Raw genomic sequence first — 13,019 nt, 5'->3', positions numbered from 1 at the left:
GGAGCCAAGGATAGCGTCCGTCTGCCGGAATGCCGACGTGGAGTGGGACGGTCGACGGGTGGGTCGCGCCGGCCCTGATCCATTTGGTACTCGGCGGCCCGGATGGCACGGTGGTGTCCGTGCCGCTGCGAACCCCCGTACCGGTGCTCCCCGGCCAGCTCCCCGGCCAGGAGCGCCCCGCCGCCCATCCGGACACCCTCCCGCGTCCCGCTCCCCCCGTGGTCGAGCCGGACGTTCCCGAGCGGCCCGGGTCCGCGGGTGAACACGTCCTGCAGGACGAGCGCGGCAGCACCGCGCGGGCGGATCGCTTCTACGGTGACCAGATGCGGGACCGCCTGCTGCCCCGCATGATCGAGTTCATCGGGCGGATGGAGATGGCGTTCGTCGCCACGTCCGACGGTCACGGCGAGTGCGACAGCTCGCTGCGCGCGGGCCCGCCCGGGTTCGTGCAGGTCATCGACGCGTTCACGCTGGCCTACCCCGAGTACCGCGGCAACGGGGTCTACGCCAGCCTGGGCAACCTCGTCGAGAACCCGCACATCGGCCTGCTCATGGTCGACTTCACCGAGTCGCTGATCGGGCTGCACGTGAACGGCCGTGCCCGGATCATGGACGACGACGCCTTCCGCGGCGCCTTCCCCGAGCACGCGAAGGACGGCACCGGGGGACGGCGTGCGGAGCGCTGGGTGGTCGTGGAGGTCGAGGAGGCCTACATCCACTGCCGCAAGCACATCCCGCGGATGGAGCGGGTGACCGAGCGGCGGGCCTGGGGTACCGACGACCCGGCCCGCAAGGGCGGCGACTTCTTCGGCGCCAAGGGCACCCCGCGGCGCGCCCCGCGCCCGCGGCGCCGCTTCCCGAGCACGACGCACCTGGGCGCCGGCGCCTCCCGGACGCTGCGTCGCCGCCCGGACAGCCGCTGACCGGGTCCCTGCCACGCGGGCACTCGCTGGTCGGTCCCCGCACCACCCGGCACCCGCGCCGCGCCGGACTCCCACACCGGGCCCGGATGCTCAGCGCGCTCGCGCCCGCCGACGGCGGATGCGTGCACCTGGATCACGCCGGCTCGGGTGATCAGCACGCTGCCGCCCTTACGAGGGCGGATGTGTGCGTCTGGATCGCGCGGGGTCGGGTGATCAGCACGCTGCTGCCCTCGCGAGGGCGTTGACGCGCGCCTGGATGGCGGTTTCCCGGTGACGTGCACGCTCTCGCCCTCTTTCGGGCGGATGTGTGCGTCTGGATCGCGCGGGGTCGGGTGATCTGCACGCTGCCGTCCGCGGGAGGGCGTTGTCGCGCATCTGGGTCGCGGTCGCCCGGTGACGTGCACGCTCTCGCCCTCGTGCGGGCGGATGCGGGCATCCGGATCGCGCAGGCTCGGGTGATCAGCACGCTGTCGGCCCCGCGAGGGCGGCAACGCGCACCGGCTCGCAGAGCTCTGGCTCCGGGCCGGTGCCGTGCCGGGTGCAGGTCGACGCAGACCCAGGTGCCCGCATGTTCTCGTCGCACGGATGAGAAATGGTTCGGCCGGCTCGTGCGCGCCGCTGATCGGCACGCTCTCGCCCACGCGGGGGCGGGAGCGTGCAGGCCGGCCGCACGGACGCTCGTGATCAGCACGTTTCCGCCCGTGCCGGGGCCGAGGAGTGCGGCTGGACGCCCGGACCCCGCCGAGCGGCACGTTTCGGCCCCGAGTGCCGTGCCGCGACCCGTGCCGCGACCGGGGTGGGCCGCCGGGCCCGCGTGCCCCGTGAGGGAGTCCGGCCGTCCGGAAATTCTTCGCCCTGAGCGGAACAGACTCAACTTTCCTGCCGTTGAATGTGTCGAGAGGTGCACCAGCCGGGCAGACTGTGTCGAGAGACGGGCCGGGGTGCCGCTCCCCACCCAGAGACGATGTTCGAAGAGAAGGACCGGGAGGAACGCGGAGCATGGACTCCTTCAACCCCACCACCCGTACACAGCAGGCCGTCTCCGCCGCCGTCCAGGCTGCGACGCTGGCCGGCAACCCCGACGTCGGGCCGACGCACCTGCTCGGGGCCCTGCTCGCGCAGGGCGACGGCATCGCCGCCCCGTTGCTGGAGGCGGTCGGCGCGAGCCCCGACACGGTGCGCCAGGAGCTGACCGTGCTCGGGAACCGGCTGCCGTCGGCGTCCGGATCCTCGGTGAGCGCCCCGCAGCTGTCGCGGGACGCGCTCGCCGCGATCACCGCGGCGCAGCAGCTCGCCACCGAGATGGGCGACGAGTACGTCTCGACCGAGCACCTGCTGGTCGGCCTCGCGCGGGCCGGCGGCCAGGTCGCGCAGCTGCTGCAGCGCCACGGCGCCACACCGGACGCGCTGCGCGACGCGTTCGCCCACGTCCGCGGCTCGGCCCGGGTGACCAGCCCGGACCCGGAGGGCAGCTACCAGGCCCTGGAGAAGTACGGCCAGGACCTGACCGCGCGGGCCCGCGAGGGCGACCTCGACCCGGTGATCGGCCGCGACACCGAGATCCGCCGCGTCGTGCAGGTGCTGTCGCGGCGCACCAAGAACAACCCGGTGCTGATCGGCGAGCCGGGCGTCGGCAAGACCGCGATCGTCGAGGGCCTCGCCCAGCGGGTCGTGGCCGGTGACGTGCCCGAGTCGCTGCGGGGCAAGCGGGTCATCGCGCTCGACCTCGGTTCGATGGTCGCCGGCGCGAAGTACCGCGGTGAGTTCGAGGAGCGGCTCAAGGCCGTCCTCACCGAGATCACCGACTCGGCGGGTGAGGTGATCACCTTCATCGACGAGCTGCACACGATCGTCGGCGCCGGCGCGTCCGGCGAGGGCGCGATGGACGCCGGCAACATGATCAAGCCGATGCTCGCCCGCGGTGAGCTGCGGATGGTCGGTGCCACCACGCTCGACGAGTACCGCAAGCACATCGAGAAGGACGCGGCCCTGGAGCGCCGTTTCCAGCAGGTGCTGGTCGGCGAGCCGAGCGTGGAGGACACCGTCGGCATCCTGCGCGGGCTCAAGGAACGCTACGAGGTGCACCACGGCGTCCGGATCACCGATGCCGCGCTGGTCGCCGCGTCGACGTTGTCGGACCGCTACATCACCGCCCGGTTCCTCCCCGACAAGGCCATCGACCTGGTCGACGAGGCCGCGTCCCGGCTCCGGATGGAGATCGACTCGCGCCCGGTGGAGATCGACACCGTGGAGCGGGCCGTGCGCCGGCTGGAGATCGAGGAGATGGCGCTGACCCAGGAGTCCGACGCCGCCTCGGCCGACCGGCTCGTCGCGCTGCGGGCCGAGCTGGCCGAGAAGCGCGAGGAGCTCGCCGCCCTCACCGCACGGTGGCAGAACGAGAAGGGCGCCATCGAGTCGACCCGCGAGCTCAAGGAGCAGCTCGAGCAACTGCGCGGCGAGTCCGAGCGGGCCGAGCGCGACGGTGACCTGGGCCGGGCCGCGGAGCTGCGCTACGGGCGCATCCCGCAACTGGAGAAGGAGCTGGCCGCGGCGACCGAGAGCGTCGAGCGCGCAGCCGGCGGCGACACGGACGTGATGCTCAAGGAGGAGGTCGGCCCGGACGACGTGGCCGACGTCGTCAGCTCCTGGACCGGCATCCCGGCCGGCCGGATGCTCGAGGGTGAGACGGCGAAGCTGCTCCGGATGGAGGACGAGCTCGGTGAGCGGGTCGTCGGTCAGGCCGAGGCGGTCCGCGCGGTGTCCGACGCGGTCCGGCGGGCCCGCACCGGGATCGCCGACGAGAACCGGCCGACCGGGTCGTTCCTGTTCCTCGGCCCGACCGGCGTCGGCAAGACCGAGCTGGCCAAGGCGCTGGCGCAGTTCCTGTTCGACGACGAGCGGGCGATGGTCCGCATCGACATGAGCGAGTACTCCGAGAAGCACTCGGTGGCCCGTCTCGTCGGTGCCCCGCCCGGCTACGTCGGCTACGACCAGGGCGGCCAGCTCACCGAGTCGGTGCGGCGACGGCCGTACACGGTCGTGCTGCTGGACGAGGTGGAGAAGGCGCACCCGGACGTGTTCGACACGCTGCTGCAGGTGCTCGACGACGGCCGGCTCACCGACGGCCAGGGCCGCACGGTGGACTTCCGCAACACCATCCTGGTGCTGACGTCCAACCTCGGTGGACAGGCCATCGCCGACCAGTCGCTCGACGACCAGGGCCGCCGGGACGCGGTCATGTCGGTCGTCCGGTCGCACTTCAAGCCGGAGTTCCTCAACCGGCTCGACGACGTCGTGGTCTTCCACGCGCTGTCGACCGACGAGCTGACCCACATCGTCGACATCCAGGTCGGCGTGCTCGGCGGGCGGCTCGCGAAGCGGCGGCTGGCCCTCGAGGTCACCGACGCGGCCCGCGAGTGGCTGGCGATGAACGGGTTCGACCCGGTCTACGGGGCGCGGCCGCTGCGCCGGCTGGTGCAGTCCGCGATCGGGGACCAGCTCGCCCGCGAGCTGCTGGCCGGGACCGTGCGCGAGGGCGACACCGTCCGGGTCGATCTCGATCCGGCGGCGTCCGGCGGGACCGGGGCGCTGGTCGTCGGGAAGGCGCTGGACACGGTCGCGATCGCGAACTGATCCCCGGCTCCGGCCGCGGGGCCGGGCCGACCGGCGCATCGTCGGGCCATGGAACGCACCCCGTCCTCCGCTCCGCCGACGGCGGAGACGTGGCTCGCCGAATACCGCACGCGCATCGAGCAGATCCGGGCCCGGGCGGAGCACGCCCGGGCCCGGGTGCTCATGGTGACCGCGACCGCGCAGACCCGCGACGGTGCGGTCGCGGTCACCGTCGACGCCTCCGGGGCGCTGACCGAGCTGCGGCTCGGCGTCCGGTCCGAGGAGCTGTCCCGGGCCCGGTTGGCCGAGACGGTCCTGCGGTTGTCGGCCGAGGCGGCCGCCGACGCCCGCGCCCGGGTCGCAGCGATTATGGAGCCGCTGACCGCGGAGGGCGCGCCGTGACGGGGGCCGGTGGCGGGTTCCGGCTCGACCCCTCCCGGCTCGAGGCGGTGGCGGACCGGATCGCCGGGATCGTCGCCGGTGTCGACCGGGTGCGTTCGCCCGGTGCGCAGGTCTCGGGGGACGCGTTCGGGCTGGTCGGCGGGTTCTTCGCCGGCGCCGCGACCTCGGCGATGCGCGCCGGGGACGCGGCGGTCGCCGACCTCGGCCGGAGCCTGGCCGAGGCGGCCGACACGCTCCGCGCCGCGGTGCGCGACTACGAGCTCACCGACCTCGACGCGGCCCGGTCGTTCCTCGAGGTCGAGGTGCCGCGAACCCCGAGCACCGGCACCGGCCGATGACGGCACCCGCGCCCGCCGACGGGACCGATCGGCGCAGCGGCGAGCCGGGCGGGAGTGCCGTGAGCGACGCCGGCGGTGCCGACGACGGCAGGCCGGCGAACGGCGGCGGTCCCGGTGGCGGGCGCCCAGGTGGTGACGCCGATGGAGACGGGCGTGCCGGTCGTGACGCCGATGGCGGCCAGGGCGGAAGCAGCGGGGCCGAGGGGAGCGGGAGCAGCTGGGCCGAGGGCAGCGGGATCGTCTCGTCGTACCACGACCTCGGCGCGGCGCTCGAGGACCAGGACGGCGCAGGCGTCGCCTGGGCCGCGGCCGCCGCGGGCCTGGACACCCTGGGGTTCGTCGCCGACCCGTTCGGCGCGCTCGGCTCCGCCCTGGCCGGCTGGGCGATCGAGCACCTGTGGTTCCTCCGGGAGCCGCTCGACGCCCTCGCCGGTGATCCGGACGAGATCGCCGCCGTCGCGCGGAGCCGCCAGGAGCTCGCCCGGGAGCTGACCGCCGCGGCCGCGGCCCTGCGCGCGACCGCCGCGGACGCCTGCGGGGCCTGGCAGGGCACGGCCTGTGACGGGTTCGCCGACACGGCGGGCGAGGGTGCCGCGGCCGCGGCGCGCGCCGCCGAGCAGTCGATGCTGGTGGCGGACCTGGTGCTGCGGACGGGCGCGACGGTCGGTGCCGAGCGGGCGATCCTGCGCGACGCCGTGGCCGACTTCCTGGCCTCGCTGGTGTCGGCGGGCGTGCTGTCACTGATCACCAGCGGGGCCGCGGCCCCGCTCACCGTCACGAACGCGGTGCTCGACGCCGTGCAGCTCGGTCACCGGCTCAGCGATCGCGTGACGGCCCTGATCGAGGCGCTCCGGCGGGCGGCCGGCGTCGCGGAGGAGGCCGAGCGGGTGCTGCGGGCCGCGCTCCCGCAGCTGGACCGGGCCGTCGAGCACGGCAAACAGGACGCGGCGGCCCGTGTGAGTGCGGCCGAGGGGCGGGCCGAACCGGCCCCGTGAGCGGTCCCCGGCACCCGTCGTTCCCGGAAAGGGGCACGTCGGAGTCGTGGCGTTACCACGTCACAGCCCCTTCCGGTACTACGCTCCGCCGCATGTCGGTCTGGTTCGTCATCGCTCTCGTCGCGATCGTCGTCGGCGTCGGTCTGCTGGTCTACGACCGGTTCCGCGGGGGCGCGACCCGCGACCGGAAGCGCTGGGCCCAGCTGCGGGAATGGGAGTACCTCGACTCCGACCCCGTGCTGCCCAGCCGCTGGCGCTACGGGACGATCCACCAGGGCGGCCCCGGGGTCGCCCGCAACCTGGTCTCCGGTGACGTCCCCACCCCGGACGGCCCGCGCAAGGCCCACGCCTTCGACCACGAGCAGGCCGGGCGGATCAGCTCCGTGCTCTGCGCCGTGCAGGTCCAGGAGTCGCTGCCGGCGGCCGTCGAGCTGCGGCTGCCGTCCGCCCCGCTGCCCGACGACGCCGGGCTGGACCTGCTGGAGCCGGTCGGTGAGCGCTACGCGTTCGTCTCCGACGCCGACGCCGTGCGCCCGCTGCTCACCTCGCGGCTGGCCGACGCCAGCGACGCGGTCGGGGAGGACGTCGAGCTGCTCTGGGCCGAGGAGGCCTGGGTGCTCGCCGCCGCGCCCGTCGGCATCTCCGCCGACCGGATGCAGGACCTGCTCGCCGACCTCGCCGAGGTGGCCACCGCGTTGGAGGAGGGCCTGCACGTCAAGCGGCCCGCTGTCGAGTCCTGACCAGACGGTTCTCACTCTCCGTCTGCTGACCGACACGACACGTGACCACCCGAACGCGCTACCCCGAACGGGGCTCGCTAACCTTTTCGGGTGGCTCTGGCTCTCATCACCGGCGGTGCGTCCGGGATCGGTGCGGCGCTCGCCGACCGGCTCGCGGCCCGCGGACACGACCTGCTCCTCGTCACCCGTGACCCCGGCCGGATGCACCCGGCCGCCCGGGAGCTCTCCGGGCGCTACGGCGTCCGGGCCGACGTCCTGACCGCCGACCTCGCGACCCGGCACGGGCTGTTCCGCCTGGCGGCGTTGCTCTCCGGCCCGGAGGCGCCGGCCGTGGACGTGCTCGTGCACGACGCCGTCTCCGAGGTCGCCGTCTCGAAGGTCGCCGGCTCCGAGGTCGCCGACCGCGAGCAGGACCGCATCGACCTGGGCGTGACGGCGACGATGCGCCTGACCCACGCCGTCCTGCCCGGGATGCTGCGCCGTGGTTCGGGTGCGGTCGTCGCGATCGGCGCACCGTCGGGGCCGGGCGGGGAGCCGGTCACGGCCTGGGCGGTCAGTTTCGTCTCGGCACTGGCCACCACCCTGGGTGGCACCGGGGTGCGCGCCCTCGCGGTCCGCCCGGACGGGCGTTCCCGGCGGACCCGCTCCGAGGCCGAGGCCGTGCTCGCCGACCTCGATGCGGGCCGCACCGTGAGCCTCCCCGGCGCCGGGCCCGGTGCGCTGCGAGGCCTGCCGCGCCGCGCGGTCGAGGCGGGTGCCCGGGCCGCGCGTCGCAGCGCCGAACTGGTCTCCGACGCCACCCGCGGGCCGCTCGTGCCGCCCACCGCCGCGCCGGCCCCACCGGAGCCGGTGGCGCACGGGCCCGTGCCGTCCGCGACGCGCCGCCCGGTGCCGGCGCCCGGCTGCGGGCGCACCCCGGAGGAGATCCTGACGGACGGCGAGGCCGGGCCGGTGCGCCTGCCGTCGCGTCTTCCGGACCTCCCGGCGCGGCCCGACGCCGGGCACCGGATGGTCGCGACCGCGGGTTGCGGGCGGTCGGCCCACTACGTCGGCGGGGCGCCGCGGACCGCCGAACAGCGGGCCCGGGCGCGTGCCTCGGCCGAGGCCGCGGCCCACGGCCGCGCCCGCCGGCGGCACACCCCGGCCCGGACGGAGATCACCGGAGCTACCGGCGACACGTGATCGCGAGGCGGGGGAGGATGCACCGATGACGACGACGGGGACCCCGCCGCTGCCGAAGGCGGAGCTGCACCTGCACATCGAGGGCACGCTCGAACCGGAGACGGTCTTCGAGCTGGCCCGCAGGCACGACATCGCCTTGCCGTCCGAGAAGCTGCCGTACTCCTCGGTCGAGGACCTGCGGTCCCGCTACGCCTTCACCGACCTGCAGTCGTTCCTGGACGTCTACTACGCCAACATGGTCGTCCTGCGCACCCGGGACGATTTCCGCCGAGCTCGCGTCGGCGTACCTGCGCCGCTGCCCGGAGCAGGGGGTGCGCCACGTCGAGATGTTCTTCGACCCGCAGGCGCACATGGCCCGTGGCGTCCCGATCGCCGACGTGATCGGCGGCCTGTCCGACGCGATCGACGAGCACGCCGGCGAGGTCTCCGCCGCGCTGATCCTCTGCTTCCTGCGCGACCAGCCCGTGGCCGACGCGGAGGCGACCCTGCGCGCCGCCGAGCCCCACCTCGACCGGATCGTCGGGGTCGGGCTCGACTCGGCCGAGGTCGGGCACCCCCCGTCGAAGTTCACCGCGGTGTTCGACCGCGCCCGCGAGCTGGGCCTCAAACCGGTGGCGCACGCCGGCGAGGAGGGCCCGGCCGGGTACGTGCGCGAGGCGCTGGACGAGCTCGGCGTGCTGCGGGTCGACCACGGCATCCGCGCGATCGAGGACGACGACCTGGTCGCCCGGCTCCGTCGCGACCGGACACCGCTCACGGTCTGTCCACTGTCGAACGTGCGACTGGGGTGCGTCCCCGGGATCGGGCTGCACCCGCTGCCGGAGATGCTCGCCGCGGAGCTGAACGTCTCGGTGCACTCCGACGACCCGGCGTACTTCGGCGGCTACGCCGACACCAACTACGCCGCCGCCCGGGACGGTCTGGGGCTGTCCACCGAGGAGCTGCGGACCCTGGCCGAGAACTCGTTCCGGTCGTCGTTCCTGGACGAGGCCGCCCGGACCGCGTTCACCCGGGAGGTCCGGGCGTGGGAGAGCGGGCAGCCGGGCTGAGCGGGTCGTGCGGGCTCAGGCCGTCGCGGCGAGGCGGATCGGGCGCAGCGGCTCCAGCGGGCGGCCGGCCCCGGTCCGGCCGCGCACGGCCCGGAACGGCGGGAGCCGGAACCGGCGGGTGCGCAGCTGGTACTCGGCGGTGTTGGCCGGCCACATGACGACGTTGAAGCCCTCGTCGTTCTGGTAGTAGCTCGTGCAGCCACCGGTCTCGTACACGGTGCGGGCCGAGCGCCTGCGGACCCGGCGGGTCCAGCGCTGCTCGACCTCGGGCTTCACGTCGAGCGCGCGGATCCCCTCCTCGGCCATCCGGCAGACCGCGTCGGCCACGTAGCGCGCCTGGGCCTCGGAGAACAGCAGGGTCGAGCTCGCGCCGCTGGTCGCGTTCGGACCCTGCATGAGGAACAGGTTGGGGAAGCCGGGGTAGTTCATCCCCAGGTAGGCGCGGGGGTAGGCGCCCCAGTGGTCGTGCAGCGACCGGCCGGTCGCGTCGTGGAGCCGGCGGGCGATCGGTGCGGTCGCGCCGACCTCGAACCCGGTGGTGAGCACGAGCGCGTCGACCTCGGCCCGGGTGCCGTCGCCGGAGACGACGGTGCTGCCGTCCACGTGCGACAGCCCGCCGGTGTGCAGGGTGGTCCCGGGGGCGCACATCGCGGGCAGGTAGGTGTTCGACACCAGCGGGCGCTTGCACGCGTAGTCGAACTGCGGGGTCAGCCGGGCCCGCAGGTCCGGGTCGGGGACCTGGGTCGCCAGGTGCCGTCGGCCGACCCGGGCCAGGGTCTCGCGCAGCAGCCGGGACCGGCGGGTCGCGGCGAGCAGCTCCGCGCCGACGTAGATCAGGTCGAACTGCATCCGGGACAGCACCGGGCTGGCGGCCAGCGCCCGGCGGGTCAGGTCGCCGACCGGACGCTCGGGCTTCGGCAGGATCCAGGGCGGCGTGCGCTGCAGGACGTGCAGCTCCGCGACCTCCGGCTGCAGCTCCGGGATCAGCTGGATCGCCGTCGCCCCGGTCCCGACGACCGCGACGCGCTTGCCGGCCAGGTCGACCGAGTGGTCCCAGCGCGCGGAGTGGAACACCGGCCCGGGGAACTCCTCGAGCCCGGGCACGTCGGGCAGCTTCGGGTCGGCGACCAGCCCGGCCGCGCTGACCAGGACGTCGGCGGTGAACCGCCCGATCGGCGTCTCGATCCGCCAGCGGGACCCGGCGTCGTCCCAGCGGGCCGAGAGCACGTCGGCCCCGAACCGGACGTGCTCGAGCAGCCCGGTGGAGCGGGCGAGGCGGCGGGCGTAGTCCTGTACCTCGTGCCCGGGGGCGTACAGGTCGGACCAGTCCGGGTTGGTCATCGCGCGGAGCTGGTAGAGCGGTGAGGGTGTGTCCACACCGACGCCCGGGTAGGTGTTGTCCCGCCAGACCCCGCCGACGTCGTCGGCCCGCTCCAGCAGGACGAAGTCGTGCACCCCGCGGCGCAGCAGCGCCAGACCGACGGCCAGACCGGTGAAGCCCGCACCGACGACGGCGACGCGCGAGTGCCGCGGGGACGAACCGGCCGGGAGGTCGTCGGCGTCCGGCGTCTGGTCGGCCGGTCGCTGGATCGGCAGCGCCTCGGACGTCATGGTCTCGACGGTAAAGGCTCCGTAACAGTGCGGCACGCGAGAGCGGCACGTCTCACGGAGAGTCCGGAACCGGTGTAGCGGAGATCACACACGGGTCCGCGGACCGCGCCGCGGCTGCGTCCCGGCCCGGCCGACGGACTACGCTCCCCGCGTGCCCTCCGTCATGATCACGGGCGCGTCGTCGGGGATCGGGGCGGCGTTCGCCGACCGGCTCGCCGCCGACGGCCGCGACCTCGTGCTCGTGGCGCGCGACACCGACCGCCTGCAGGCGGCCGCACACCGCTACCGCGACCTGGGCGTCGCCGTCGAGGTGCTGCCGGCCGACCTGGCCGACGCCGGGGAGCGCGCCCGCGTGACCCGCCGGCTGGCGGACCCGGACGTCGCCCCGGTCGACCTGCTGGTCAACAACGCCGGGCTCTCGCTCGGCGCGGCGTTCCTGGACAACGAGCCGGCGGAGCTGACCCGCCAGCTGCAGGTCAACGTCGCGAGCGTGCTGGAGCTGACCCGGGCGGCGCTGCCCGGGATGGTCGACCGCGGCACCGGGGCGGTGGTGAACGTGGCCAGCGTGGCCGGCTTCCTCGCCGGGCGCGGCTCCACCTACGCCGCCGACAAGGCCTGGGTCATCACCTTCACCGAGGGTGTGGCCGCGTCGCTGCAGGGCACGGGGGTACGGGCGATGGCGCTCTGCCCCGGGTACGTACGAACGGAATTCCACGAGCGGGCCGGGATCGACGCGGGAGCCCGGCGCGGCCCGCTCTGGCTGGAGGCCTCACAGGTGGTCGACGAGGCCCTGGCGGACCTGGACCGGGGACGGGTGGTGTCGGTGCCCTCGAGGCAGTACAAGGCGATCGTCGGACTGGCCGGGGCGCTGCCCCGCGGGGTCCTGCGGCGGATCACGGCGAGCTTCGACCGGGACCGCACATGACCGCGCACGCCGACCGGGCCCGGCTCGCCGCGCTGGTCCGCGAGCTGGCCGTGGTCCACGAGAAGGTGACGCTGTCCTCGGGCGCGGAGGCCGACTACTACGTCGACCTGCGCCGGGTCACGCTGCACCACGAGGCGTCGCCGCTGATCGGGCGGCTGCTGCGCGAGCTCACCGCGGACTGGGCGTACTCGGCGGTGGGCGGGCTGACACTGGGCGCCGACCCGGTCGCGACCGCCGTGCTGCATGCGGCCGCGCTGGAGGGCGCCGACCCGGTGGACGCGTTCGTCGTCCGCAAGGAGACCAAGAAGCACGGCCTGCAGCGCCTCATCGAGGGTCCGGACGTCACCGGCCGGTCCGTGCTGGTCGTCGAGGACACCTCGACCACCGGTGGATCGGTGCTGACGGCGGTGCGGTCGGTGCTGGCGGCCGGGGCGGACGTCGCCGGCGTGTGCACGGTCGTCGACCGCGACACCGGCGCCCGGCAGGCCGTCGAGGCCGAGGGCGTGCCCTACCGCGCCCTGCTGGGGCTGGCGGACCTGCAGCTGGGATGACCGGCTCCGGCGAGCCGGACCCCGGCGACGCAGCACCCGGCGACGCAGCACCCGGACCGAGCGAGTGGCAGGTGCCCGGTCAGGTCGGGGTCGGACCGTGGACCGGGCCGACGCCCGTGGGCGACCACTGGGATCCCGAGCTGCTCGCCGAGGGGGACCGGCGCAACGTCGTCGACGCCTACCGCTACTGGCGGCGCGAGGCCGTCGCGGAGGAGCTGGCGCGCCGGGCGCACCCGTTCCACGTGGCGATCGAGAACCTCGGGCACGACCACAACATCGGCACGGTGGTCCGGACGGCGAACGCCTTCGGCGCCGCCGGCGTGCACATCGTGGGACGCCGGCGGTGGAACCGGCGCGGCGCGATGGTCACCGACCGCTACCTGTCGCTGCACCACCATCCCGACGCCGGCGGGCTCGTCGACTTCGCCCGGGCGCACCGGCTCGCGCTGGTGGCGGTGGACAACCTGCCCGGTGCCGTCCGGCTGGAGGAGACCGCGCTGCCCCGGGACTGCGTGCTGCTGTTCGGGGCCGAGGGGCCGGGGCTGTCGCCGGCCGTCCGCGACGCCGCCGACCTCGCCGTCTCGATCGCCCAGTTCGGCTCCACGCGCTCGATCAACGCCGGGGTCGCGGCCGGGATCGTGATGCACGCCTGGGTCCGCGAGCACGCGGACCTGACCGCGGCCTGGTGAGG

General features: G+C 74.8%; 12 protein-coding genes and 1 pseudogene. 12 read left to right on the top strand and 1 reads right to left on the bottom strand.

Translation table 11 applies throughout. The annotated features are described in order from the left end of the window. The first annotated feature begins 119 nt into the window (after positions 1 to 119). The 9 genes and pseudogenes from BM093_RS11985 (at position 120) to add (ending at position 9,241) form a co-directional block, all read left to right on the top strand. The gene (locus BM093_RS11985; protein WP_425439136.1) at positions 120 to 923 is read left to right on the top strand and encodes a pyridoxamine 5'-phosphate oxidase family protein; all 804 of its coding nucleotides are present in this window, start codon (positions 120 to 122) and stop codon (positions 921 to 923) included. A gap of 999 nt (positions 924 to 1,922) precedes the next feature. After that, on the top strand, positions 1,923 to 4,556 hold the full coding sequence (clpB, locus tag BM093_RS11980; RefSeq protein ID WP_093341610.1) for an ATP-dependent chaperone ClpB: 2,634 nt from the start codon (positions 1,923 to 1,925) through the stop codon (positions 4,554 to 4,556). A 48-nt stretch (positions 4,557 to 4,604) separates the two neighbouring features. Next, a complete protein-coding gene (locus BM093_RS11975) occupies positions 4,605 to 4,937 on the top strand; it encodes a YbaB/EbfC family nucleoid-associated protein (RefSeq protein WP_093341608.1) in 333 nt (110 codons plus the stop codon). After that, positions 4,934 to 5,275, top strand: coding sequence for a type VII secretion target (locus BM093_RS11970; protein ID WP_093341606.1), 342 nt, complete (start codon positions 4,934 to 4,936; stop codon positions 5,273 to 5,275). The genes BM093_RS11975 and BM093_RS11970 overlap by 4 nt, the downstream gene beginning before the upstream one ends. Positions 5,276 to 5,334: 59 nt before the next feature. Next, positions 5,335 to 6,270 carry an SPFH domain-containing protein gene (locus BM093_RS11965; RefSeq protein WP_143105344.1) on the top strand — a complete coding sequence of 312 codons (936 nt, stop codon included), beginning with the start codon at positions 5,335 to 5,337 and terminating at the stop codon, positions 6,268 to 6,270. Positions 6,271 to 6,362: 92 nt separating this feature from the next. Beyond that, positions 6,363 to 7,010: a type III secretion system chaperone family protein gene (locus BM093_RS11960; protein WP_093341602.1), complete on the top strand. Its 648-nt coding sequence runs from the start codon at positions 6,363 to 6,365 to the stop codon at positions 7,008 to 7,010. A 90-nt stretch (positions 7,011 to 7,100) separates the two neighbouring features. After that, positions 7,101 to 8,192 carry an SDR family NAD(P)-dependent oxidoreductase gene (locus tag BM093_RS11955; RefSeq protein ID WP_093341600.1) on the top strand — a complete coding sequence of 364 codons (1,092 nt, stop codon included), beginning with the start codon at positions 7,101 to 7,103 and terminating at the stop codon, positions 8,190 to 8,192. 25 nt (positions 8,193 to 8,217) lie between these two features. Beyond that, a pseudogene (locus BM093_RS37180) lies at positions 8,218 to 8,403 on the top strand (adenosine deaminase); the annotation flags it as partial. A gap of 100 nt (positions 8,404 to 8,503) precedes the next feature. Continuing rightward, on the top strand, positions 8,504 to 9,241 hold the full coding sequence (gene add, locus BM093_RS11950) for an adenosine deaminase (protein ID WP_245773470.1): 738 nt from the start codon (positions 8,504 to 8,506) through the stop codon (positions 9,239 to 9,241). A 15-nt stretch (positions 9,242 to 9,256) separates the two neighbouring features. Here add and BM093_RS37905 read toward each other — a convergent pair whose 3' ends face one another. After that, complete coding sequence (locus tag BM093_RS37905; RefSeq protein ID WP_093341599.1) at positions 9,257 to 10,852, bottom strand: flavin-containing monooxygenase; 1,596 nt, start codon at positions 10,850 to 10,852, stop codon at positions 9,257 to 9,259. 151 nt (positions 10,853 to 11,003) lie between these two features. Between BM093_RS37905 and BM093_RS11940 the strand changes: the two genes are divergently transcribed. The 3 genes from BM093_RS11940 to BM093_RS11930 are packed head-to-tail and all read left to right on the top strand — an operon-like array spanning position 11,004 to position 13,017. Then, a complete protein-coding gene (locus BM093_RS11940; protein WP_093341596.1) occupies positions 11,004 to 11,777 on the top strand; it encodes an SDR family NAD(P)-dependent oxidoreductase in 774 nt (257 codons plus the stop codon). Continuing rightward, entirely contained in the window at positions 11,774 to 12,328 is a 555-nt protein-coding gene (pyrE, locus tag BM093_RS11935) for an orotate phosphoribosyltransferase (protein WP_093341594.1), read from the top strand. Before BM093_RS11940 ends, pyrE begins: the two co-directional genes overlap by 4 nt. After that, the gene (locus tag BM093_RS11930) at positions 12,325 to 13,017 is read left to right on the top strand and encodes a TrmH family RNA methyltransferase (RefSeq protein ID WP_093341592.1); all 693 of its coding nucleotides are present in this window, start codon (positions 12,325 to 12,327) and stop codon (positions 13,015 to 13,017) included. The genes pyrE and BM093_RS11930 overlap by 4 nt, the downstream gene beginning before the upstream one ends. Positions 13,018 to 13,019: the final 2 nt, after the last annotated feature.

It is taken from the genome of Pseudonocardia ammonioxydans (assembly GCF_900115005.1).
Taxonomy (GTDB): Bacteria; Actinomycetota; Actinomycetes; order Mycobacteriales; family Pseudonocardiaceae; genus Pseudonocardia; species Pseudonocardia ammonioxydans.
The sequence above is the reverse complement of the archived record's forward strand: the minus strand, read 5'-3'. Positions and strand labels throughout refer to the sequence as shown.